The following is a 22448-nucleotide window of genomic DNA, read 5'->3' as shown; positions in this document are numbered from 1 at the left end:
CCTTTTTGCTGTGTAAAAAAAGAGAAGCGATTTCATTCATTTTCCTGTTGCCCTTTATAGTGGGGTGGGAGTATAAGTAAAAAACACCGTTGGAAAAATTCCAACGGTGTTTTTCTTTAAATCAGCTTGTGTACTTCGATTTGGATGCGCCCTTTTTTGGAAAGGCCGCCGATCTGGGCCAGGATGGCTTTGCCTTTGCCTCGCAGGGAGATGCGGGCCCCTTCGGGCACCGGTTTGTCCCCTTTGAGTGCATCGGCCCCGTCCACCTGCACCAGCCCCCGGCGGATACATTCCGCCGCCTCTCCCCGGGAGAGGGAGAAGGCCACGGTGAGCACTGCATCCAGGCGGAGGGACGGCACGGTGTCCCGCAGTGTTTTGAACTGAAGGGGCGGAATGAGCAGGTTTTCCAGGGCCACCGGTTCCATGACGATGGAGGCATGGCCTGCTTTTTCCAGGTTGTGACGCACATACTCACCCATTTCCGCCGTCAGCAAAATGTCAGCGCTTTGGGGGGAGACCAGAATGTCCCCCACCATCTCCCGCCGGATGCCCAGCCCCATCAGGGAACCCAGGTAATCCCGGTGGTTCAGCTCCACGCCGCCCCGGGGTATGGCCCGCAGGGCACAGATGGGATTGTCCTCCAAGGGAATGTCATCCGGGGTCTCCATATAGTCAGGAAGGAACAGGGCCAGACGCCGCTCAGCCTGAGGATAGCCGCCATAGAGGAAAAAGCCCTGGTTTCCCATCCGCTCCATGGCGGTGCGGCACAGATTCTGCTGGCGCAGATCGAGAAAAGGAGTGCAGGCCGGCTGGAAATATTTTTCCGCCTGGCTCATTTTATCCCATAGCTGGCTGATGAGCAGCCGGTCCTCCGGCTGCTGGGCCAGAGACAGCAGCTCTTCCCGTTTGGCTGGCATAGGCCATCCCTCCTGTGTGTTTTAAAATATTCATCAGGGATTATAGCATACTCCTAGGGGAAAAAGCAAAAAAGCGCCCAAAGGCGCTTTTTGCAGTTACTCTAAAATCTGAATTCCGCAGCCAATAAGATGGGGGCCGGTGTGCACGCCAAGGGTGCAGTCGATCTCCCCTTCATAATAATGAGTGGCGCAGCCGATTTCGTCGTGGAGTTTGTTTTTCAGATATTCCAGATCCCCGGGGCAGCCGCCGTGAGCGGTGGCCAGGGTGTAGGGGGTGCCGTCGGTGGGGACCATGGCCCGGATGCGTTCCGCCATCTCGTCCATGGACCGATACCGGCCACGCACTTTGCTGATGCTGGCTAGCTGGCCGTCAGGGGCAAAGGAGATGATGGGCTTGATCTGGAGCATGGTACCGGCAATGCAGCTGATCTTGCCGATCCGGCCGCCCTTTTGCAGGTATTCCAGGGTGTCCAGACTGAACATCACCTGGGTGTTTTCCCGCAGGCGGGGCACCAGGCACAAAAGCTCTTCCCAGCTGGCCCCTTGGGCCAGGCGGTTGGTCACTTCCAGAGCCAGACAGCCTTCTCCCAGGCTGCCGCTGTTGGAATCAAACACGGCGCACTGGAGGCCTTCGTAATTTTCCGCCATCAGGCGCACCATATTATAAGTGCCGCTGAGACCGGCGGACAGGCAGATGGCAATGACCTTTTCAAAGCCCTGGGACTTGATTTCATCCAGCAGGGAAAGCAGTGTACCGCCGTCGGGCAGGGAGGTGGTGGGCAGAGCCTGAGGCATCCGCTGGTAGATCTCCTGGGGAGTGATGTCCACTCCGTCGGAATATTCCTTGTCCGGGTAAATGATCTTCAGAGGCAGCACAAAAATATCTCGCTCCCGGGCCAGGGCCGGGGAGATGTCGGCGCAGGAGTCGGTGAGCACCGCGATTTTTTGAGGATTCAAATGAGCACACGCCTTTCCAAAAGCCCAAAGGGCCGGTTGACGGAAAAATTCGTCGCAAGTATAATAAAAACAGAAGAACATAACAGCGTTATGTGATATACTCATTATACAGACCGACGGCATTGTTGTCAATTCTTTTGAAAGGGAGGACCCTTGATGGAATATCGGGAGAAGCGGAAAGCCCAGGGCCAGGAGACAGAACAAAAGATTTTGGAAACGGCCCGGCAGCTGATGCGGAAGAATGGCTATGACGCCGTGCCCATCCGGGATATCTGCAAGGAGGCTGGGGTGACCACCGGGGCCTTTTATCATCATTTCCGCTCCAAGGAGGAGATGCTGGAAAAAGGCGGCCAGCAGTTGGATCTTTACATCCGGCAGCAGCTGGAGACCCGGCCTTTTCACAGCAGTCTTTCCGCTTTGCGTATTATTTTCACCGCGTATGCAGAATATATGGAAGAGAACCAGGGTGAGCTCACGGCCCGGTATTATCAGAACATGCTGGCCATCAGCGCTCAAAAGCCCTTTGACACCGGGCGGATCATCTATCAGATGGTGCTTCACTTCGTCATGGAGGCCCAGGAGAAGGAGATCCTGTCCCGGCAGTATGACGCCGAAACGGTCACCACCTTCTGTGTCCGCCATTTTCGGGGCATTGTCATCGACTGGGCCTTCCATAACTATTCTTTTTCCCTGATGCAGGCCATGGAAAAGGAATTCAAAATGGCCTATCAGCTGTTCAAATCCTCTCGGGCGCCGATGATATAAAAAAATTTACAAACAGCCGGCTTCTTTCGTTCAAAAAACCATTGGAATCGGCAGGGAACTGTGATAATATAATTGTGTTGATTTCATCATCTGGTTTTTAAAACTATTTATTGCGTTTTGTGTGGTTGGAAAGGAGCCGAATATGGAAATGAGAATGGACAAGGCAAAAGAATATCTTCCCCATTATACTTTGGGAGAGGAGATATTCAATTCGGTGTCCCACGGGGTGGGGGTGGCCCTGGCCTGTGTGGGCTTTGGTATTTTGATCGTACTGTCGGCTTTGTATGGGGATGCCTGGGCGGTGAGCAGTTCCATCGTCTATTCTTTCTCCCTGTTTGCCCTGTATCTTGCTTCCACTCTGTATCACGCCTGCCCCAACCGGCGGGTGAAGGGTGTGTTGCAGGTGCTGGACCATTGTTCCATTTTCCTGCTCATCGCCGGAACCTATACCCCCTATACGCTGATCACCCTGCGGGGAGCCTTTGGGTGGACTCTGTTCGCCGTGGTGTGGGGGGCGGCCATTGTGGGCGTGGTGCTCAACGCTATCGATGTGCAGAAATACAGCCGTGTTTCCATGGTGTGTTATGTAGCGATGGGCTGGGTGGTGGTGCTGGCCATCCGGCCGCTGATGGCATCGCTGGCCTGGAATGGATTGGTGCTGCTGGCCCTGGGCGGCGTATTTTACACCGTGGGCATCGTCTTTTATGTGATCCACCGCAGCTATATGCATTCCATCTGGCATCTTTTCGTGCTGGCCGGCAGCGTGTGCCATTATCTGAGCATCCTGCTCTATGTGATCCCCACCACCTTCTGAGAAAGAGAATTTTTGCAAAGTGGGGAAAGGCGATGAAAAGCCACGAAGAAAGAAATCAGAGGCAAGCGGATCATTCTGCGGGAACAAAGGGAAGAGGATGCACCGTTTTTTGCCCATTGGTTCAACCAGCCTCAGGTTATGTTTCAGTGTGGCTTTGAAAAGCCCGCGGACGAAGAAAAAGTAAAGCGGCAGATCGCCGTCGATCACAGGTCCGAAGATTCCCTTTGGTTCACCATCACCGATGGGGAGGGGCGCATTGTGGGCGAGACCGGTCTGCTGCGGATGTTTCCGGCCTGGCATCAGACCGACCTGACCATCATCATCCCCGACCCCCAAATGCAGCGCAAAGGATATGGCACGGAAGCCATGGAGATCATGCTGGATCTGGCTTTTCATGAGTATAAAATGCACCGTGTCTCCATTGGAGTGGCAGCACGGAACACCAGTGCATTGAAATTTTACAAAAAGATGGGATTCCGGCAGGAAGGCGTTCTGGAAGAGGCCTATTATTATAAAGGTGCGTACAGTGATTTTGTGATGATGCGCATCCTCAGCCGGGAATGGAGATAAGGGATCAAAGAGTTTGCGGCCGCTGAAGAGCGGCGCACCTCTCTTCTGAGGAAATCTTGGGAGAGGGAAGAAAATGTCCTTGACAAAATCGGTGAGACATGATAGGATATAAAGGCACTCATGAGTGCAGCCATCAGGCTGTGGAGAAGTACTCAAGTGGTGAAGAGGCTCCCCTGCTAAGGGAGTAGGGCTCGAAAGGGTCGCGAGGGTTCAAATCCCTCCTTCTCCGCCAAGAAAAGACACGCTGTCCAGCGTGTCTTTTTTGCTATCTATTCCAAAAAAAGAGAAAGGCGGAAACGGGTATGCTGCGAATCAAAGGGGCCAGAGTGCTGTGTCCGGACAGCGGACTGGATCAGGTGATGGACATCCTCCTGGAGGAGGGGAAGGTGGCCGCCATGGGAAATGGTTTGCCGGAACAGGAAGGGGAGACGGTCATCGACGCCCGGGGACTGTGCGTGGCCCCGGGGCTGATCGATGTGCATGTCCACTTCCGCGATCCGGGACAGACCCACAAGGAGACCATCCAGACCGGGGCGGAGGCCGCCAAGAAGGGCGGCTTTACCACGGTGATCACCATGGCCAATACCAAGCCCCCGGTGGACAATGTGGAGACGCTTCAGTATGTGCGGGAAGAGGGGAAAAAGACCGGCATCCATGTGCTCCCGGCCGCCTGCATCACCAAGGGCATGGCGGGAAAAGAGCTTACCGACCTGGAAGCACTGTGCCAGGCCGGAGCGGCGGGATTCACCGACGACGGCATTCCTCTCCTGGACAGCGGCCTGTGCCGCAAAGCCATGGAGTGGGGAAGAAAGCTGCACAAACCCCTGAGCTTCCATGAAGAGGACCCGGCCTTTATCGGCGAAAACGGCATCAACCGGGGCAAAGCCTCGGAACGCCTGGGAATTTTCGGCTCTCCGGCCGTGGCGGAGGACTCTTTGGTGGCCCGGGACTGTATGCTGGCCCTGGATACCGGAGCCAAAGTGAATATTCAGCACATCAGCTCCAAAAACGCCGTGGCCATGGTGCGTCTGGCCAAAAGCCTGGGGGCCCATGTGACGGCGGAAGTCACCCCCCACCACTTTACCCTCACCGAAGAAGCGGTGGCCCAGCATGGGGCCATGGCCAAGATGAACCCGCCTCTCCGCACAGAGGAGGACCGGCAGGCATTGATTGAAGGACTGAAAGACGGCACCATTGACATGATCGCCACCGACCATGCTCCCCACTCTCAGGAAGAGAAGGGGACAGAGCCTTTGTGGAAGGCCCCCAGCGGCATCATCGGTTTGGAGACCGCTTTGGCTTTGGGTATCACGGAACTGGTGGAAAAGGGACACCTGACCCTGGTGCAGCTGATGGAAAAAATGAGCCTGGCGCCGGCCCGCCTGTATGATCTGGACGCCGGGTATCTGGCCGCCGGTGGCCCGGCCGATCTGGTGCTCTTTGATCCATGCGAAAGCTGGGAAGTGACCGAAGAAGAGCTGCGTTCCCGCAGCAAAAATACTCCCTTCCTGGGCAGATGCCTTACTGGCCGGGTGAAATACACCATCTGCCAGGGGAAGGTGGTCTATGCCCATCAGGACTGAGGCGGTCTTTTCTTTAAGCGGTAGGCAATCAGCTCAGGGCTGACCCCGAAGGCCTGGGCCAGTTGAGGGATGGTGCAGCCGTCGTATTCCTCCAGGGTGCTGTCGTCGATGAGCAGGCAGACGGCAAAGCGGCTGGCCTCCCATTCATAGCGGCTGATGGGGAACAGGGTGTTCTGGCGGAGAAAGGGCGTGTTGGCCTTGGGGTGGAGGATGGCATGGCCCAGTTCATGGGCGCAGGTGAAGCGCAGTTGGTTTTCCTCCAGATTGCTGTTGAGATGGATGACCTGGTGCCGGTAACTGCAGCTGTAATAGCCCCGGATGGAGCCCAAAGGCTCGGTGATCAGGATGATATGGCGCAGGCGGGCGATCTCAAAGGGGTCCCGGGTGCCATAGCGGCGCACCAGACGGGAAACGATTTGGTGGACCATAGGACTTCACCTCATCCTTCGGTATTTTTTCGGTGTGAATTTTTCCTTGGCCAGGGCTTTGGTCACTTCCAGCTGCCGGCGGAGACTGGACACCAGCAGACGGCGGGTGGAGCTGTTCAAGGGTTCGCCGTCGAACATCAGCGCCCCTTCGCCGCCTTCCAAAAGGGCCAGCATGGCCGAAAGCCGCCGGTCGATCTGCCGTCGGTCCTGGGGTGTGAGAAAGCTTCCTCGCTCCCGGCTTCGCCGCGGGCGGCAAGAGTTGGTTTTCCGATCCATGGTGCTCCCTCCCTACAGATGAAAAGAAATGGAAAGAAAGGAAAAGGTTTCCTTTCTTTCACAATAGCATAATTACTGTCCCATAAACAGGACAGAGGCCTGAGGATCACCGGCAGCGTACAGGTTTTGCAACATATAAAAAAGTGGCCCTTGGGCCACTTTTTTATATGTACAAGCCGTGGCGGCACAAGCTGTGCCGCCACGGCTGGGAGGGACAGAATGAGAAAGGATGTATCCGGGGGTCAAAGCCCCCGGGGGATCAGCAGGAACGCCAACTGTGGCAGCAGTTGTGCTGGCAGCAATTTTCGGCGGGGGCCATGCGCTGAAGGGTGCTGGAGATTTCCTGCAGCGCTTCCAGGGTATCCTGGCAGCACTCCAGTTCTGTGTATCCGCTGCCATTGTAGATGCTCATGGGAACATCCACATAGCGGGCGCAGGTGCAGATGGTCTGGATCTGGGGGGCGCAGGAGCGGCAGCAGGAGCAGCAATTTCTTTGGCAATGATTTCTCATACTCTCACCATCCCATTTGAATTGGCGCTTCCCCGAGGGGAGCGCTCACCTTATTGTATGCGTCACAGGCCTTCGGCGTCCCTGGTGCTGTTTGACAGAAGGCAGGGGAACATGATACTATCTCTATATAATGCCTTTTGGCAAATTTTCCCCGGGTTTCCGGGAAAAGGGGATCAAACAACATGAAACACCAAAACGCATGGCTCTTCAATCTGATGCTCATCGGCACCGCCTTTTTATGGGGCGTGTCTTTTTTATGGGTGAAAGATGCATTGAACGCCGGGTTGGACAGCAGCTTTTTCCTGTTTCTTCGGTATTTGCTGGCCTCACTGATCTGGCTGCCTTTCTGCGGCAAGGAAGTGAAGAAACTCACCTTCCGTCAAGTGCTTATGGGCCTTACGGTGGGCTTTTTTCTCTATGCCGCCATGCTGGTGCAGACCATCGCTCTGGGCATGACCACGCCTTCTAACAGCGCCTTTATCACCACATCCTATGTGGTGCTCACTCCCTTTGTGGTGTGGGCCCTTTTGCGGCAGAAGCCCAAAAAGAAGATCTATGCCTGCGCGGCCCTGTGTTTCCTGGGGCTTTATGTGCTCACCAGAGTGCCGGGAGAGAGTTTTTCCCTTTCCTTTGGCGATGGCCTGACCCTGGTGTCGGCCTTGCTGTTTGCTTTGCAGATGACCTTCCTATATCGGTTCAGCAGCCAGCTGCCTTCCAAAGTGCTCACCTTCCTGCCCCAGGCCACCACCTGTGTGCTTTCCTTTATTACGGCCCTTGTCACGGGAAAAGTCACCTTCCAGGGCGTAGATGTGAAGGCCGCTTTGATCCCCACCTTGCTGGTGGTGTTTCTGGCCACATTGGCCGCAGGTTATTTCCAGACCGTGGGCCAGAAAAATGTGGAGCCCTCCCGGTGCGCTATTATCTTTTCTCTGGAGTCGGTGTTTGCCTGTATCGCATCGGTGGTCATGGGCTATGAACCGCTGACCACCAACCTGGTGGCCGGGGGAGTGATCATCGTCACTTCCATCATCATTTCCGAACTGCCCTCCAAAGAGGATCGCCGTCAGGCGCGCCTTGTGAAGCAGATGCGTCAGGAAGAGAAATGAGAATGCAGCACCCCTCGCTCTTTTTCGTTGACAAAAAAGGGCGGAGGGTGTAAACTATCGTGGGCAAAGATCAACCGGTGCGCCAGGAAAATTTTTCCGGCGAGAATAGGTAAGCTGGGTGCAATTCCCACGCGGGACCGCCGCTGTAATGGCCGAGCCCTTTTCCAGAATGTCACTGTGGTTACACACGGGAAGGCGGAAAGGGCAAAGACGCCTGAGCCAGAAGACCTACCTGTTGATACATAGCCGGGCCGCTTTGCGGTGCGCGGCAAATTACACAGCTAACGGAATCCTTGGCTGGCGTAACAAGGGCGGTGCTTTGGCACTTTGGTCTTTTTATGCCTTTTCCCCAGGGAAAAGGCATTTTTTTTGTGCCGGAGACCGCCGAGAAAAAAAGGAGGAATTGTCATGCGCAAACGAGAAAAACTGGCTCTGAGTCTCTCTTTGTTCATGGCCCTGGGTGCCGGTGTAACACGGCAGGCAGGCGCGATGCACATTATGGAGGGATTCCTGCCCCCCAGCCACTGTGTGGCCTGGGGCGTCATTTGTCTGCCCTTTCTGGTATGGGGCGCCATCCGCATCAAAAACATCACCCGGGATCACCGGAAGACTCTGTTGCTTCTGGCTATGTGCGGGGCCTATGCCTTCGTGCTGTCGGCTCTCAAGATCCCCAGCGTCACCGGCTCTTCCAGCCATCCCACTGGCACCGGTCTGGGAGCCATGCTCTTCGGGCCTTCGGTGATGGCGGTGCTGGGTATCATTGTGCTGCTGTTTCAGGCGCTGCTTCTGGCCCACGGTGGCCTGACCACCCTGGGGGCCAACACCTTCAGTATGGCTATCGCCGGACCCTTCCTCACCTACGGGGTGTGGAAACTGTGCCAGAAAATGGGCGTGAAGCGGGAAATTTCGGTGTTCCTGGGCGCTATGCTGGGGGATCTGTTCACCTATTGCGTCACCAGCTTCCAGCTGGGCCTTTCCCATCCCGGCGCAGGCGGGGTGTGGAGCTCCACCGTGGAGTTTATGGGCATCTTTGCCCTGACCCAGGTGCCGCTGGCCATCATTGAGGGTATCGTCACCGTGGTAGTGGTCATGGGGCTGGATCATTATGCCCAGCCGGAACTGCGGGATCTGGCCCGGAGAAGATGTGAGGAGGGTACAAAATGAAAAAGAGTGTGATCGCAGTACTTTTGCTTCTGCTGTGCGCCCTCATCGCCGTCTTTCCTCTGGTGATGGTGAAAAACAGTGAGTTCGGCGGCGCTGACGGAGCAGCCGAAGAAGCGGTGCAAAAAGTGGACCCGGACTATGAGCCCTGGGCCGAGAGCATTCTGGAGCCGCCTGGCGGAGAGACCGAGAGCCTGCTCTTCTGTCTCCAGGCCGGTTTGGGCGCCGGGGTGCTGGGCTTTGGCTTCGGCTGGCTGGCCGCCCGGAAAAAATACCGGAATGATGAAGCATCTCAATAAGCGTCCCTTTCCAAGCCCTGCCCTGCGGCAGGGCTTGGAGTGCGTGAAAGGGGGAAAGTATTCAGGGTGAAAAAGGTGCTTTGGGGCCTTCTGGCCTTTGTGCTGACGCTGGCGTTCACCTGGGGCAGCCTGCCGGGGAACTACGCCCTGGCCATGGGGATTGCGGCAGCGTTGCTGGCGTTTTTCCTTTTGGGACACGGCGAGCACAGTCACCATGGAGCGGTGTCCTTTGATCAGCTGGCCCAGCGTTCCCCTTTGGGCAAGGTGCATCCCGGGATCAAGATCCTGTTTTCTCTGGGGGCCCTCTTTCTCTGTGCCGGGGCCAAAAGCCCCTGGCCGCCGTTGCTGGCAGGGCTGGTTCTGGGCGGGGTCACCGTATGGAAGGGAAAGGTGCCGGTGAGAAGATATCTTTCCTTTCTGGCGCTGCCTTTGTCCTTCATCGCTTTGAGTGCCCTGGTGATGATTTTTCACCTTTCCCACTTTCCGATAGGGCTTCTGGACATCCCTCTGGGGCCGGTATGGCTTTCGGCCACGGCAGCGGGACGGCAGGACGCCATGTTGACCTTCTGCCGGGCCATGGGTGGAGTGAGCTGTCTGTATTTCCTCAGCCTGTCCACCCCTTTGCCGGAGGTCATCCACTGTCTGGAAAAAATCCATGTGCCCCAGGTGGTGCTGGAGCTGATGTTTTTGATCTACCGTTTCCTCTTCCTCTTGTGGGAGGAGGGACAGCGGCGCAATCAGGCCGCCCAGGCCCGCATGGGGCAGGGCCGCTTTGGAAGAAAGGTGCAGAGCTTTGCTCTGGTGGCCCAGGGCCTTCTGGGGGGCGCCATTTTGCGGGCCGAGCGGAGCTGGCAGGCCATGGAGAGCCGGGGGTATGACGGCACTTTCTGTTTTCTTCAGGAGAAAAAGCCTGTGAGATTCCGTCATGGCCTGTGGGCCGCTTTGGGTCTTGCAGCCCTGGGGATCACGGTCTTTTGGCCGGGGAGGTAACATGGAACAGATCATATTGCAGCTGGAGGACCTTTGCTATTCCTACGGCGGGGATGCCCCTGCCTTGGAAGGGCTTTCTCTCAAGGTCAGAGCCGGAGAGCGTATTGCTGTGCTGGGAGGCAACGGAGCAGGAAAATCCACCCTGTTTCTTTGCTGCAACGGCGTGCTCCACCCTCAAAAGGGACGAGTGATCTATGAGGGACAGCCCATGGACTGCCGCAAGCGCCGGGACCGGTTGGCCTTGGGGCAGGGAGTGGGCATCGTTTTCCAGCAGCCGGATGAGCAGATTATTGCCCCTACGGTGCTGGGGGATGTGGCCTTCGGGCCATTGAATCTGGGATTTTCCCAGGAAGAAGCCAGAAAGCGGGCCGAGGATGCTCTTTTTCAGTTGGGACTGGAAAGGTTCGAGGAAAGAGCGCCCCAATATCTCAGCGGCGGCGAAAAAAAGCGGGTGACCATTGCCGGTGTGCTGGCCATGGAGCCAAAAGTGCTGCTGCTGGATGAGCCGGCCGCTGCTTTGGATCCCCAGGGAGCCTGGGAACTGGAAGGGCTGCTGGAAAAGCTGCACCAGAAGGGACTGACCCTGATGGTGGCCACCCACGATGTGGACTTTGCCTATGGGTGGGCCGATCGGTGCCTGGTGATGGAAAAAGGCCGGCTTCTGGCCGATTTGCCTCCCTGGGAACTTTTTAAGCAAGAAGAACTATTGGAACAAGCCCATTTGCGGCCGCCCTTTTTGTTTCGGACGGCCCGGGCCCTGGGGATGGAGGAGCATCCGCCCCGCACCATAGAGGAATTGGAACAACGGATCAAAGGAGAAAAACAATGGAACAGACCGCACTGCTGATCGTCAGCTTTGGAACCAGCGTGGAGGAAACACGGAAAAAGACCATCGGTGCTTTGGAGGAAGAACTGAAACGGGCCTTCCCCCATCTCCCGGCCCACCGGGCCTATACCAGCCCCACCATCCGCCGCATTCTGGCGAAGCGGGGGGAGCAGGTGCCATCCCCTGAGGAAGCCATGGAGCAGCTGGCCGCTCAGGGGGTACGGACCCTGTATATCCAGCCCACCCATCTGATCTGCGGAGAGGAATACCATGCCCTTTCCCAGAAGGTGGCCGAAAAAGCGGGATTGTTTGAAAGGGTGGTCCTGGGCCGTCCGCTGCTCTATGACATGGACGATTGCCGCCGAGCGGCCGAAGCGCTGCTGGAGGACTTTTCTACAGAAGAGGGGGAGGCTTTGGTCTTTATGGGCCACGGCACTGAGCATCCGGCCAACGCCACCTATCCGGCCATCGGCTATATTTTTCACCTGTTGGGCCGGAGGGATGTGTTTGTGGGCACTGTGGAGGGCTGGCCCCGGGGAGAGGATGTGCTGGAGCAGGTGCAAAAGGCCGGATTCCGTCGGGTGCTGATGGCTCCCATGATGCTGGTGGCCGGGGACCACGCCCGCAACGACATGGCCGGGGAAGAAGACAGCTGGAAGGCGTTGTTTGAAGCGGCCGGGCTCACGGTGCGTTGCGCTCTGCGTGGGATGGGTGAAATTCCCGCCGTCCGGCAAATCTATGTGGATCATTGCCGAAAACTTCTTGAGACCGGGGAGCAGGCATAGTACAATAGAAATTGCCGAAAAAAGGAGGGGAGCGCCATGGGTCTTGAATTATACCGCCAGGAAGGGAGCAAAAAGCTGCGCTGCGGCTATACCACCGGCACCTGTGCTGCCTTGGCGGCCCAGGCGGCGGCCCGGGCGCTGCTGCTTCATGAGCGGCCGGAGAAAGCCACTTTGCTCACCCCAAAAGGGGTGGAGGTTTCCGCCCCAGTGGAAGAACTGGAAGTGGGAGAAGACTTTGCCCGCTGCGCCGTGCGGAAGGACGCCGGAGACGATATCGATGTCACCGACGGCATTCTGATCTTTGCCCAGGTGCGTCCCATTCCCCAAGGGATTCAGGTGGATGGCGGAAAGGGCGTGGGACGGGTGACAAAGCCCGGCCTGAACCAGCCGATGGGACAAGCCGCCATCAACCAGGTGCCCCGGCAGATGATCACCCAGGCCCTTTCCCAGGTGCTGGAGGAAGGGGAGCGGGTGTGCGGCCTGGAGGCCATTATTTCCATTCCCCAGGGAGAGGAACTGGCCGCCAAGACCTTCAACCCCAACCTGGGCATTGTGGGAGGACTTTCGGTGCTGGGAACCAGCGGCATTGTGGAGCCCCAGAGCCTGGAGGCTTTGCGCAAGAGCATCGAAGTGGAGATCCGGATGCACCGGGCTCAGGGGGAGAAACAGTTGATCCTCACCCCGGGAAATTACGGGGAAGCATTTATCCGTACTTATGCCCCTCTTCCCCCATGGCCTCAGGTGAAATGTGCCAATTTCATCGGCGCCAGCCTGGACTACTGCGCCCAGTATGGCTATGAAAAGGTGCTGCTGGTGGGGCATCTGGGGAAATTCGTCAAACTGGCCGGCGGGGTGATGGACACCCATTCCCGTCTGGCCGACTGCCGCATGGAGATCCTGGCTGCTCACGCTGCGCTGGCTGGGGGAGAACCCTCCCTCATCGGGCAGATCATGGAAGCGGCCACCACCGATGGCGCTCTGGAGCTGTTGCAGAAAGCGGGTTTGTGGGAAAAAGTCCGGCAGACCCTGCTCCATAAGATCCAATACCATCTGGAAAGACGGGCGGCGGGGAACTTTTCGGTGGGCGCTATTATTTACAATAACATCCAGGGCTTTTTGGGAGAGACCTCTCAGGTGAAAGGCATTTTGGGCTTGATGGAGGAAAAAGAATGAAAAAAGGTACATTTTACGGAGTGGGTGTGGGCCCGGGAGATCCGGAGCTTCTGACCCTCAAGGCCATCCGGGCTATGGAGCATTGCCCGGTGATCGCCGCTCCCGAGACCCGTGGAGAAAAGACACTGGCTCTGGACATTGCCCGGGGAGCGGTGGATCTTTCCCAGAAGACCATCCTCACTTTGGAATTTCTCATGACCCGGGACAAGCAAAAGCTGGAAGAGAGCCACAGGGCCCAGGCCCGGGCTGTGATGGAATACCTGGATCAGGGGCAGGATGTGGCCATGCTCAATCTGGGGGATGTGTCCATTTATTCCACCTTCAGCTATCTGCTGGAGATCATCAAAGAGGCGGGGTATGAGACAGAAGTGATCCCCGGCGTGCCCAGCTTCTGCGCCGTGGCGGCTTTGCTGCAGCAGAGCCTTACCGTCATGCGCCAGCCGCTGCACATCATTCCCGGCGGCCATGGCAATCTGGAAGAGCATCTGTCCCTACCGGGCACCAAGGTGCTGATGAAATCGGGGAAAAGCCTGCCGGAGGTGCGGGAGACCCTGGACAAGCTGGGGCTTTCCCACAAGGCCTCCCTGGTGCAGAACTGCGGCCTTCCCGATGAGAAGGTCTGCCGGGATCTGGCGGAGGGCATTCCCGAAGCCGGCTATTTCACCACCATTGTAATAAAGGAGTGAGGAAGATGATCTCCATTGTAGGGGCGGGCTCCGGCGCCGCCGATCTGATCACTGTGCGGGGAGCCCGTCTGCTGGGCCAGGCCGATGTGATCGTCTATGCGGGCAGCTTGGTGAATCCCCAGCTGCTTTCCTATGCCAAAGAAGGCTGCGAGATCCACAACAGCGCAAAAATGACCCTGGAAGAAGTGGTGGATGTGATGGCCAAAGCCCATTTTCTGGGCAAAAATATGGTGCGGCTCCACACCGGAGACCCCTCCATCTATGGGGCCATCCGGGAGCAGATGGATGCCCTGCGGCAAAAGAACATCCCCTTTGAGGTGGTGCCCGGCGTGTCCAGTTTCTGCGGGGCCGCCGCTGCATTGCAGGCGGAATACACCCTGCCCGGGGTGAGCCAAACGGTGATCATCACCAGAGCCGCCGGGCGTACGCCGGTGCCGGAAAAGGAGAACATCCGCTCTCTGGCCGCTCACCGAGCCACCATGGCCATTTTTCTGTCGGCAGGGCTGCTGGAGCAGTTGAAAGAGGACCTGGTGGAAGGCGGATATCCGCCGGAGACCCCGGCGGCCATTGTCTACAAGGCCACCTGGCCCGATGAGAAGGTGTGCATCTGCCAGGTGAGTACCCTGGCGGAGACCGCCCAGAAAGAGGGCATCAACAAGACTGCGTTGATCCTGGTGGGTGATTTCCTGGGGCAGCAATATGACCGTTCCCTGCTCTATCACCCCAATTTCACCACCGGTTTCCGGGAAGGCAAAAAGCAGTGAAAGGGGCCATCATCGCCTTCACCCAGAGGGGAATGGACACCGGCGAGCGTTTGAGGAAAGGGCTGGAGGAAAAGGGCATCTGCTGCACTCTGGCCCGTGGTGGGAAGGAGAATTCTCTGCACCAATGGACCAAGGAGCATTTTGCAGACTGCGGCCTGTTGGTCTATGTGGGAGCGGCGGGCATCGCTCTGCGGGCGGTGGCGCCCTTTGTGCAGGACAAGACCCGGGACCCGGCGGTGCTCTGCTGCGATGAAGGGGGACGCTATGCCATCCCTCTGCTGTCCGGGCACATCGGCGGCTGCAACCGCATCGCTTTGTGGGCCGGGGAGATACTGGGAGCTCAGCCCATCCTCACCACCGCCACCGATGGCCGGGGGCTTTTTGCCGTGGATACCTGGGCCACCCGGCAGGGCCTTTCCATCCTGAATCCCAAAGCCATCAAAACAGTGTCCTCCCGGCTTCTGGATGGGAAGGAAGTGGTCCTGTGGAGCGATTTTCCCTGGAAGGGAAACCTGCCCCAAGGGGTGGTGCAGGGAGAAAAGGGGCCCTGCCACATCCGCATCACCGGCCAACAGGGAGATTGGGGTGAGGCGCTGGTCCTTTGCCCGCCCATGGTGACGGCGGGAATCGGCTGCCGCAAGGGCACGCCGGAGGAGCGCATCCACAAGGCTGTGGACAATGCCTTGTGCCAGGCGGGACTCTATCCCCAAAGCCTGGGGAGAGTTGCCAGCATTGATTTGAAAAAAGAGGAGCCGGGGCTTGTGGCTTTTTGCCAAAGCCGAGGGGTTCCTTTTGTCACATATTCCTCGGAAGAGCTTGCGGCTTTGGAAGGGGACTTTACCCCTTCGGCCTTTGTGCAGAAGGTCACCGGGGTCAATAATGTGTGCGAGCGGGCGGCTTTGATGGAAGGTGGCCGGCTGATTCTGCACAAACAGGCCGGGGAGGGCGTCACGGTAGCCCTCAGCCTGGGAGAATGTATTTTGGATTTTGCAAAGGGGGAAGAGCCGTGAAAAAGCTCTATATCGTAGGCTTAGGGCCGGGAGACGGGGAGTTCATCACCCTCCAGGCCCGAAAGGCCCTGGAAGACAGCCAGGTGATCTGCGGCTATACCGTTTATATCGATCTGATCGCCGAAAGCTGCCAGGGCAAGGAGATTCTGACCACACCCATGACCCGCGAATTGGAGCGGTGCCGCATGGCTCTGGAGCGGGCGGCGGACGGACAGACCACCGCCATGGTGTGCAGCGGAGACGCCGGGGTTTATGGCATGGCCGGGCCGATTCTGGAGTTGAGCCCGGAATATCCCCAGGTGGAGATCGAAGTGGTGCCGGGCATCACCGCCGCCCTCAGCGGTGGGGCTGTGCTGGGCGCACCCCTCACCCACGACTTTGCAATTATTTCCCTCAGCGACCTGCTCACCCCCTGGGAGACCATCGAAAAGCGGCTCCACTGTGCCGCGGAGGCCGATTTTGTTCTGTGCATCTACAATCCCCGCAGCAAGAAGCGGGCCGACCATCTGATGAAGGCCTGTGACATCGTCATGGAGCACCGGGATGAAAATACGGTGTGCGGTATTGTGCGCAACATTGGCCGGGAGGGCCAGGAGCATAAGCTGATGACCCTGCGTCAGCTGCGGGATGAGCCGGTGGATATGTTTACTACGGTGTTTATCGGAAATTCGGCAACCCGAGCCTTGGGGGACAAAATGGTCACTCCCCGGGGCTATGAAAACAAAAAAAGATGAAAAAGCTGTTGATCTTTGCGGGTACCACCGAGGGGCGGCTGCTGGCCCAGGCCATGGCGGAAAAGGGGTTTTTGGTCACAGCGTCGGTGGCCACAGACTATGGCCGGGAAGTGCTGCCCCAGGGGGAGAATCTGACCGTTCTCACCGGAAGGCTGGACGAAGGGGCCATGGAAGGACTTCTGGAAAAGGAAGGGTTCTGCCAGGTGGTGGACGCCACCCATCCCTATGCCCAGGATGTAACCCGAAATATCCGTCGGGCCTGTGAAAAAATGGGAACACCCTATCTTCGCCTGCTGCGGTCGGGAAGCCTTTTGCCCTCTGACGCCGTGCAGGCAAATGATACCAAAGAAGCGGCCCGGCTGCTGGAAAATATGCCGGGGAATGTGCTGCTCACCACCGGCAGCAAGGAACTGGGGGTGTTTGCATCGGTCACCGGGTTTGACAGCCGGTTTTTTGCCCGGATGCTTCCCATGGGAACGGCTGTGGAAGAAGCGGCGGCCCTGGGCTTGCCACGGGGACATATCATCGCCATGCAGGGGCCTTTTACCAAAGAGCTGAATGTGGCCCTCATTCACCAGTATCATATTGATATTCTGGTGACCAAGGACGGGGGAACACCGGGAGGATTTGCGGAAAAATGCCAGGCGGCCCAGGAAGGGGGCGCCCGGCTGCTGCTCATCGGCCGCCCGCCGGAAGAAGCGGGGAGCATGAGCTATGAGCAGGTGGTAAAACGGCTGGAACAGATGGGAGAGGAGGAAAAGCGATGAAAATCACCCTGTTGGGCGGCGGCCTGGGCAACCCGGATACCCTGACCCTGGCAGCCTGGAAGGCTTTGCAGAATGCTCAGGTGCTGGTGGGAGCCCGCCGGGTGCTTGAGAGCCTGCCCAAGGAGTTGACCGGGGAACAATATCCGGAGATCGCCCCCCAGAAGATCGTCTCCCGGCTGAAACAGGCCATGGAAGAGGGAAAAACAGAGGCTTGCGTGGTGCTCAGCGGGGATGTGGGCTTTTACAGCGGCGCCCGGAAGCTGCTGCCTCTGCTGGACTTTGGCCCGGTGGAGGTGCTGCCCGGCCTTTCCTCTCCCCAGTATCTGGCCTCCCGCTTGGGGATGCCCTGGCAGGACTATCACCTGGTCAGCGCCCACGGCCTGGGAGAAGATCAGGTGGACCCTGTGGGGGAGGTGCGCTGTTATCCGGAGACCTTTTTCCTCACCGGGGGCCAGTTTACCCCCCAAAGCATCTGCCGCCGTCTCGTCCAGGAAGGGCTGGGACATCTGCCGGTGACGGTTGGGGAAAACCTGTCCTATCCGGAGGAAACCATCACTCGGGGAAGGGCAGAGGAGTTGGCGGAGCGGGAGTTTGACCCCCTTTCGGTGATGCTGGTGGAAAACCCCCGGCCTGCGCCCCTTTGTCTCACCGGCGGCCTGCCGGACGACTGCTTCCTACGGGGCAAAGCACCCATGACAAAGCAGGAAGTGCGGGCGGTGTCTTTGGCCTTCCTTTCTCCTGGGGAAAGGGATACCCTATGGGATGTGGGAGCGGGTACCGGCTCGGTGTCGGTGGAATTGGCCCGCCTGGCCCGGAAGGGGAGAGTGTACGCCGTGGAATGCGGGGAAGAAGCCTTTTCTCTGCTGGAAGAGAACAAGCGCCGGTTTGCGCTTTCCAATCTGTTTCCGGTGCAGGGCATGGCCCCGGAAGCTCTGGAAGTCCTCCCAGCCCCTCAAGGGGTGTTCATCGGCGGCTCCAAGGGAAATCTGGGAGCTATCCTCCAGGCGGCCCGCAAGAAAAATCCCCATGTTCGGGTAGTCATCAACGCCATTGCATTGGAAACGGTGCACCAGGCCTTGGATGAGCTGACAAAGCAGGGCTTTACGAACATCCGTATCAGCCAGGTGGCAGTGAGCAGAGGAAAAGAAGTGGGCCGGTATCACATGATGACCGCCCTCAATCCGGTGTATGTGCTGGGAGGTGAAGGCGGTGGCTTATAACATTCCCCGCCTGGTGCTGGCTGCTCCGGGCAGCGGCGCAGGCAAAACCACCATGGCCTGTGCCCTTTTGCAGGTCATGATGAACCGAGGGCTTTCTCCTGCTGCCTTCAAATGCGGCCCCGATTACATCGACCCCATGTTCCACAGCCAGGTCATTGGGGCCAAGGCCCACAACATGGATCTGTATTTTGTGCCGGAAGACCGGGCACGCTTCCTGTTTCAGGAAGGAATTCAGGGCTGTGGTGTGGCACTCATCGAAGGGGCTATGGGCTTTTACGATGGAGTGGCGGGGAAAAGCACCCAGGCCAGTGCCTATCATGTGGCCCAGGTGCTGAAAGCTCCGGTGGTGCTGGTGGCCCAGCCGGGAGGCTCTTCCCTTACGCTGGCTGCCACCCTCAAAGGGCTGCTGGAGTTCCGGGAGGAAAGCGGCTGCCAGGGAATCCTGCTCAACCGGTGCAGCAAAGGCCATTATGCCCTGCTGAAACCCATGCTGGAAGAAGAGCTGGGGATACCGGTGCTGGGCTATCTGCCTCCTATGCCGGAGTGCGCCCTGGAAAGCCGTCACCTGGGACTGGTGACGGCGGAAGAGGTGTCAGGGCTTCGGGAGAAACTGGAAGCGCTGGCTGCTCAGGCGGAAGAGACCATCGACATCCCTGGGTTGCTGGAGCTGATGGCCAGCGCACCGCCTTTGGAGGAGGAAGTGCTGATCCTTCCGTCCCGCTCCATTATCCAGCCGGTGATTGCCCTGGCCAGGGACAAGGCATTCTGTTTTTATTACCAGGAAAACCTGGAGCTTTTGGAAAAGCTGGGGGCCAAGCTGGTCTATTTCAGTCCATTGGAAGACGAGGGACCGCCAGAAGAGGCCGACGCTTTGTATCTGGGCGGAGGGTATCCCGAGCTTTATGCCAGGCAGCTCAGTCAGAACCAGGCTTGCCGGGAGGCGGTGAAACAGGCTGCTTCCAGGGGAATGCCGGTGCTGGCCGAGTGCGGCGGCTTCCTCTATCTGCAAAAGAGTTTGCAGGATGAGGAAGGCAGCAGCTGGCCCATGGCCGGGGTGCTGCCTGGGGAGGGTTTTCCCACAGGCAAGCTAGGCCGGTTCGGTTATGTGGAGGTGACTTCCTGGCGGACCGGGCTGATGTGCCGCAGGGAAGACAAGATCCGGGGCCATGAATTCCATTATTGGGACAGCACCCAGCCAGGGGAGGATGCTTTTGCAAAAAAGCCCCTTTCTACCCGCTCCTGGGAGTGTGTGCATACCGGCCGCACCCTGTGGGCCGGATTCCCCCATCTGTATTTTTACAGCAATCTGGGCTTTGCCGCCCGGTTTGTGGCGGCGGCCGCAGAATATCAAAAGCAAAAAAGGGATGATAAGCAATGACTTTGGAGGAAGTATGCGCCGGCATCCAGGGTGCTGACGAAGAAGCCCGGCAGGAATGTCTGAAACGGTGGAGCACCATTGCAAAACCTCTGGGCAGTCTGGGAATGCTGGAAGAAAATGTGGTGCGCATCGCCGCCCTCACCGGTGACGCCCAGTACCGCATCGACAAGCGGGCCGTGGCGGTGCTCTGTGCCGACAACGGCGTGGTGGCCCAGGGAGTTACCCAGACCGACAGCAGCATTACCGCCCTGGTGGCCAAAAATCTGACCGAGGGTCAAAGCTGTGTCTGTCACATGGCCCATATGAACCGGTGCGATGTGGTGCCGGTGGACATCGGCATCAACCGGGATGTGGAAGCGCCCGGCCTGTGGCATAGAAAAGTGGCCTACGGAACCAAGGATCTGTCGCTGGAACCGGCCATGACCCGGGAGCAGGCTGTGGAAGCCATCCTCGTCGGGGTAGAGGTGGTGCGGGAGCTGAAAGAGCAGGGCTGCAAGATCATCGCCACCGGGGAGATGGGCATCGGCAACACCACCACCTCCAGCGCCGTCACCGCCAGCATGCTCTCTCTTCCGGTGGAGACCGTCACCGGAAGGGGAGCCGGTCTGAGCACCGAGGGACTGATGCGGAAAAAAGCGGTGATCCAGAAAGCTCTGGATCTTCACAAGCCCGATCCCAGTGATCCGGTGGATGTGATCTCCAAAGTGGGCGGCTTTGATATTGCCGGCATGACCGGGCTCTATCTGGGCGGCGCTTTGTACCGGGTGCCCATCATCGTGGATGGGCTGATCTCCGCCGTGGCTGCTCTGTGCGCCCAGGGGCTGGCGCCCCTTTGCACCTGCGCCATGGTGGCAAGCCATGTTTCCGCCGAGCCTGCCGGTCAGGCCCTGCTGGATAAATTGGGCCTTTCCTCCATGATCAATGCGGGAATGCGCATGGGCGAGGGCACCGGGGCCGTGGCTGCTCTTCCCCTTCTGGACATGGCCTATGATATCTATTTTGGCATGGGCACCTTCTCCAACATCCAGATGGAAGCTTATGTGCTCCAGAAATAAGGAAGCGGAGGGCCGGTTTCTCCTGGTGGTGGGAGGCAGCGCCAGCGGCAAAAGTCAGTTTGCCGAAACCTTAGCGGTCTCCGCCCCGGGGAAGCGGTACTATATCGCCACCATGGAGCCTTTTGGAAAAGAGGCCCAGTGGCGCATTGCCCGTCACCGGCTCCTGCGGGAAGACAAAGGCTTTGAGACAGTGGAGAGGTTCCGGGAGCTGGGGAGCCTGGTGTTGCCCCAGCGTGGGACGGCGCTGCTGGAGTGCGTCACGAACCTTTTGGCCAACGAGATCTTTTCCCCAGAAGGCGCAGGAGAGCAAGGGGCCGTGGAGGCCATTTTGCAGGGGATCGCATCCTTGCGCCGCCAGTGCGATCTCCTGGTGGCCGTCAGCGGCGAGGTGGGCATGGAGCCTTTGAGCCAATATGCCCCGGAGACCCGCCGGTATATGGGCCTTTTGGGAAAAATCAACCGGGAGATGGCAAAGCAGGCCGGCGAGGTGTGGGAAGTGACCTGCGGCGTGCCCATCTGCCACAAAGGAGGAACAAGATGAAAACCTTTTGGCAGACCATTTGGGTGGCTCTGTCTATGTATTCCCGCCTGCCGGTGCCTCGAGCGGAGTGGAACAGCAAAAATATGCGCTATGCTCTGTGTGCCCTGCCTCTGGTAGGGGTGTTTTCCGGGGCCCTGTTATGGCTGTGGGATTGGCTGTGCCGGGCGCTGGAGCCGGGGGAGATGCTGCTGGGGGCCGGAGTGGTCCTTCTTCCCATCCTGGTCACTGGGGGTATCCACATGGACGGTTTCTGTGACACCTGTGACGCTCTGGCCAGCCACGGAGACCGGGAAAAGAAGCTGGCCATTATGAAAGATTCCAACGCAGGGGCCTTTGCCGTTCTGGGCTGCGCCTGCTATCTGCTCTTTTATTTTGCCCTGGCGTCCCAGTGGAAGACCGGAGGGACATGGGCTTTTCTCATGGGCCTTGCCATGGTGCTGGAGCGTGCTTTGGCCGGGCTCTCCCTTTGCCTGATGCCCTGTGCCAGAAACAGCGGCCTGGCCCGGATCTTTGCCGATGGCGCCGCCAAGAAAAACACCGGTATCTTTTTGGCTTTTGTGGCGATTCTGGCCTTTTGTGGACTGGTTTTTGTGGGAAAGATGGTGGGAGGCCTGATGGGACTTGCGGCTTTCCTGCTGTGGCTTTGGTACGGCGCCTGGGCCAAAAAGGAGCTGGGGGGCATTACAGGAGACCTCCAGGGCTATTTTGTCCAGCTGTGTGAAATGGGTCAGCTGGCGGTGCTGGTGTTTGCCACACTGGCCCTTTGAGAAGGGAGAAAAAACATGATCCTGGTCATCGGCGGCTATGCCGCAGGAAAAAAGGAATATGTCCGGAGCCTGGGCTATCAAGAAGAGGACTTCACCACCGATCCACAGGAAGAAAAGCCGGTGGTTTACGGTCTGGAGACCCTGGCTGCCCAGGCCGGAGAAGGGTGGGAGAGCCTTGTGCCCGGCCTTGTGGAAAAAGAGGTGGTCATCTGCCAGGAAGTGGGGAGCGGCGTCATCCCTCTGGAAAAGGAAGCCCGGCAGATGCGGGAACACACCGGCAGGCTCTGCACCGCTTTGGCAGAGCAGGCGGACCGGGTGGTGCGTCTTTTCTGTGGCATTCCCACCATCATCAAGGAGTGAGAAAG

At 58.3% G+C, this 22448-nt stretch carries 27 protein-coding genes, 1 tRNA gene and 1 riboswitch; of the genes, 23 read left to right on the top strand and 5 right to left on the bottom strand.

Annotated features, from left to right (window positions below; translation table 11 throughout):
- Window positions 1–116: 116 nt before the first annotated feature.
- Both KQI26_RS07560 and KQI26_RS07555 read right to left on the bottom strand, forming a co-directional pair.
- The gene (locus tag KQI26_RS07560; RefSeq protein WP_216503940.1) at window positions 117–917 is read right to left on the bottom strand and encodes an RNA-binding protein; all 801 of its coding nucleotides are present in this window, start codon (window positions 915–917) and stop codon (window positions 117–119) included.
- Between the two features lie 96 nt (window positions 918–1013).
- Window positions 1014–1874, bottom strand: coding sequence for a DegV family protein (locus tag KQI26_RS07555; RefSeq protein ID WP_253292725.1), 861 nt, complete (start codon window positions 1872–1874; stop codon window positions 1014–1016).
- Between the two features lie 156 nt (window positions 1875–2030).
- On the opposite strand from KQI26_RS07555, the gene KQI26_RS07550 reads away from it, so the two are divergent.
- The 5 genes from KQI26_RS07550 (at window position 2031) to KQI26_RS07530 (ending at window position 5606) form a co-directional block, all read left to right on the top strand.
- Window positions 2031–2639 (top strand): TetR/AcrR family transcriptional regulator, encoded by a 609-nt coding sequence (locus tag KQI26_RS07550; RefSeq protein ID WP_216503939.1) that lies wholly within the window; start codon window positions 2031–2033, stop codon window positions 2637–2639.
- Between the two features lie 142 nt (window positions 2640–2781).
- The gene (locus KQI26_RS07545) at window positions 2782–3453 is read left to right on the top strand and encodes a hemolysin III family protein (RefSeq protein WP_253292724.1); all 672 of its coding nucleotides are present in this window, start codon (window positions 2782–2784) and stop codon (window positions 3451–3453) included.
- A gap of 54 nt (window positions 3454–3507) precedes the next feature.
- Window positions 3508–4023, top strand: coding sequence for a GNAT family N-acetyltransferase (locus KQI26_RS07540; RefSeq protein WP_216503951.1), 516 nt, complete (start codon window positions 3508–3510; stop codon window positions 4021–4023).
- A 142-nt stretch (window positions 4024–4165) separates the two neighbouring features.
- Window positions 4166–4255 (top strand) — tRNA-Ser (locus KQI26_RS07535).
- A gap of 70 nt (window positions 4256–4325) precedes the next feature.
- Window positions 4326–5606, top strand: coding sequence for a dihydroorotase (locus tag KQI26_RS07530; RefSeq protein ID WP_216503938.1), 1281 nt, complete (start codon window positions 4326–4328; stop codon window positions 5604–5606).
- Here KQI26_RS07530 and KQI26_RS07525 read toward each other — a convergent pair.
- The 3 genes from KQI26_RS07525 to KQI26_RS07515 form a co-directional block, all read right to left on the bottom strand.
- Window positions 5597–6034, bottom strand: a complete 438-nt coding sequence (locus KQI26_RS07525) for an ImmA/IrrE family metallo-endopeptidase (RefSeq protein ID WP_216503937.1) — start codon at window positions 6032–6034, stop codon at window positions 5597–5599. The two genes, KQI26_RS07530 and KQI26_RS07525, sit on opposite strands and share 10 nt — an antisense overlap.
- A 6-nt stretch (window positions 6035–6040) precedes the next feature.
- The gene (locus tag KQI26_RS07520) at window positions 6041–6310 is read right to left on the bottom strand and encodes a hypothetical protein (protein WP_216503936.1); all 270 of its coding nucleotides are present in this window, start codon (window positions 6308–6310) and stop codon (window positions 6041–6043) included.
- Window positions 6311–6569: 259 nt separating this feature from the next.
- Window positions 6570–6821, bottom strand: coding sequence for a hypothetical protein (locus KQI26_RS07515; RefSeq protein WP_216503935.1), 252 nt, complete (start codon window positions 6819–6821; stop codon window positions 6570–6572).
- Between the two features lie 182 nt (window positions 6822–7003).
- On the opposite strand from KQI26_RS07515, the gene KQI26_RS07510 reads away from it, so the two are divergent.
- The 18 genes from KQI26_RS07510 to KQI26_RS07425 all read left to right on the top strand — a co-directional run bounded on the left by KQI26_RS07510 (window position 7004) and on the right by KQI26_RS07425 (window position 22443).
- Window positions 7004–7927, top strand: a complete 924-nt coding sequence (locus tag KQI26_RS07510) for a DMT family transporter (protein WP_216503934.1) — start codon at window positions 7004–7006, stop codon at window positions 7925–7927.
- A gap of 58 nt (window positions 7928–7985) precedes the next feature.
- Window positions 7986–8178: riboswitch (cobalamin riboswitch) on the top strand.
- 157 nt (window positions 8179–8335) lie between these two features.
- The gene (locus KQI26_RS07505) at window positions 8336–9091 is read left to right on the top strand and encodes an energy-coupling factor ABC transporter permease (protein ID WP_216503933.1); all 756 of its coding nucleotides are present in this window, start codon (window positions 8336–8338) and stop codon (window positions 9089–9091) included.
- Complete coding sequence (locus KQI26_RS07500) at window positions 9088–9387, top strand: energy-coupling factor ABC transporter substrate-binding protein (RefSeq protein WP_118427658.1); 300 nt, start codon at window positions 9088–9090, stop codon at window positions 9385–9387. Before KQI26_RS07505 ends, KQI26_RS07500 begins: the two co-directional genes overlap by 4 nt.
- A gap of 66 nt (window positions 9388–9453) precedes the next feature.
- Window positions 9454–10377, top strand: coding sequence for a cobalt ECF transporter T component CbiQ (cbiQ, locus tag KQI26_RS07495; protein ID WP_216503932.1), 924 nt, complete (start codon window positions 9454–9456; stop codon window positions 10375–10377).
- Window position 10378: 1 nt separating this feature from the next.
- On the top strand, window positions 10379–11224 hold the full coding sequence (locus tag KQI26_RS07490; RefSeq protein WP_216503931.1) for an energy-coupling factor ABC transporter ATP-binding protein: 846 nt from the start codon (window positions 10379–10381) through the stop codon (window positions 11222–11224).
- The gene (locus KQI26_RS07485) at window positions 11203–11988 is read left to right on the top strand and encodes a sirohydrochlorin cobaltochelatase (protein WP_216503930.1); all 786 of its coding nucleotides are present in this window, start codon (window positions 11203–11205) and stop codon (window positions 11986–11988) included. Before KQI26_RS07490 ends, KQI26_RS07485 begins: the two co-directional genes overlap by 22 nt.
- A 36-nt stretch (window positions 11989–12024) precedes the next feature.
- Window positions 12025–13161 (top strand): cobalt-precorrin-5B (C(1))-methyltransferase CbiD, encoded by a 1137-nt coding sequence (gene cbiD / locus KQI26_RS07480; protein WP_216503929.1) that lies wholly within the window; start codon window positions 12025–12027, stop codon window positions 13159–13161.
- A complete protein-coding gene (cobI, locus tag KQI26_RS07475; RefSeq protein ID WP_216503928.1) occupies window positions 13158–13847 on the top strand; it encodes a precorrin-2 C(20)-methyltransferase in 690 nt (229 codons plus the stop codon). The genes cbiD and cobI overlap by 4 nt, the downstream gene beginning before the upstream one ends.
- A 5-nt stretch (window positions 13848–13852) precedes the next feature.
- Window positions 13853–14611 (top strand): precorrin-4 C(11)-methyltransferase, encoded by a 759-nt coding sequence (gene cobM, locus KQI26_RS07470; RefSeq protein WP_216503927.1) that lies wholly within the window; start codon window positions 13853–13855, stop codon window positions 14609–14611.
- Window positions 14608–15621, top strand: coding sequence for a cobalt-precorrin 5A hydrolase (locus KQI26_RS07465; protein WP_118748288.1), 1014 nt, complete (start codon window positions 14608–14610; stop codon window positions 15619–15621). The genes cobM and KQI26_RS07465 overlap by 4 nt, the downstream gene beginning before the upstream one ends.
- A complete protein-coding gene (gene cobJ / locus KQI26_RS07460; RefSeq protein ID WP_177614375.1) occupies window positions 15618–16355 on the top strand; it encodes a precorrin-3B C(17)-methyltransferase in 738 nt (245 codons plus the stop codon). Before KQI26_RS07465 ends, cobJ begins: the two co-directional genes overlap by 4 nt.
- The gene (cobK, locus tag KQI26_RS07455; protein WP_216503926.1) at window positions 16352–17122 is read left to right on the top strand and encodes a precorrin-6A reductase; all 771 of its coding nucleotides are present in this window, start codon (window positions 16352–16354) and stop codon (window positions 17120–17122) included. The genes cobJ and cobK overlap by 4 nt, the downstream gene beginning before the upstream one ends.
- Entirely contained in the window at window positions 17119–18342 is a 1224-nt protein-coding gene (gene cbiE / locus KQI26_RS07450) for a precorrin-6y C5,15-methyltransferase (decarboxylating) subunit CbiE (protein ID WP_216503925.1), read from the top strand. The genes cobK and cbiE overlap by 4 nt, the downstream gene beginning before the upstream one ends.
- Complete coding sequence (locus KQI26_RS07445; RefSeq protein ID WP_371744104.1) at window positions 18332–19720, top strand: cobyrinate a,c-diamide synthase; 1389 nt, start codon at window positions 18332–18334, stop codon at window positions 19718–19720. The genes cbiE and KQI26_RS07445 overlap by 11 nt, the downstream gene beginning before the upstream one ends.
- The gene (gene cobT / locus KQI26_RS07440; RefSeq protein ID WP_216503923.1) at window positions 19717–20775 is read left to right on the top strand and encodes a nicotinate-nucleotide--dimethylbenzimidazole phosphoribosyltransferase; all 1059 of its coding nucleotides are present in this window, start codon (window positions 19717–19719) and stop codon (window positions 20773–20775) included. The genes KQI26_RS07445 and cobT overlap by 4 nt, the downstream gene beginning before the upstream one ends.
- Window positions 20759–21316, top strand: a complete 558-nt coding sequence (locus KQI26_RS07435; RefSeq protein WP_216503922.1) for a bifunctional adenosylcobinamide kinase/adenosylcobinamide-phosphate guanylyltransferase — start codon at window positions 20759–20761, stop codon at window positions 21314–21316. The genes cobT and KQI26_RS07435 overlap by 17 nt, the downstream gene beginning before the upstream one ends.
- A complete protein-coding gene (gene cobS, locus KQI26_RS07430) occupies window positions 21313–22083 on the top strand; it encodes an adenosylcobinamide-GDP ribazoletransferase (RefSeq protein ID WP_216503921.1) in 771 nt (256 codons plus the stop codon). The genes KQI26_RS07435 and cobS overlap by 4 nt, the downstream gene beginning before the upstream one ends.
- 15 nt (window positions 22084–22098) lie before the next feature.
- Window positions 22099–22443, top strand: coding sequence for a bifunctional adenosylcobinamide kinase/adenosylcobinamide-phosphate guanylyltransferase (locus KQI26_RS07425; RefSeq protein WP_216503920.1), 345 nt, complete (start codon window positions 22099–22101; stop codon window positions 22441–22443).
- Window positions 22444–22448 lie beyond the last annotated feature (5 nt).

It is taken from the genome of Intestinimonas sp. MSJ-38 (genome assembly GCF_018917925.1).
GTDB lineage: Bacteria > Bacillota > Clostridia > Oscillospirales > Butyricicoccaceae > Pseudobutyricicoccus.
This window is presented reverse-complemented; position numbering and strand designations above follow the sequence as displayed.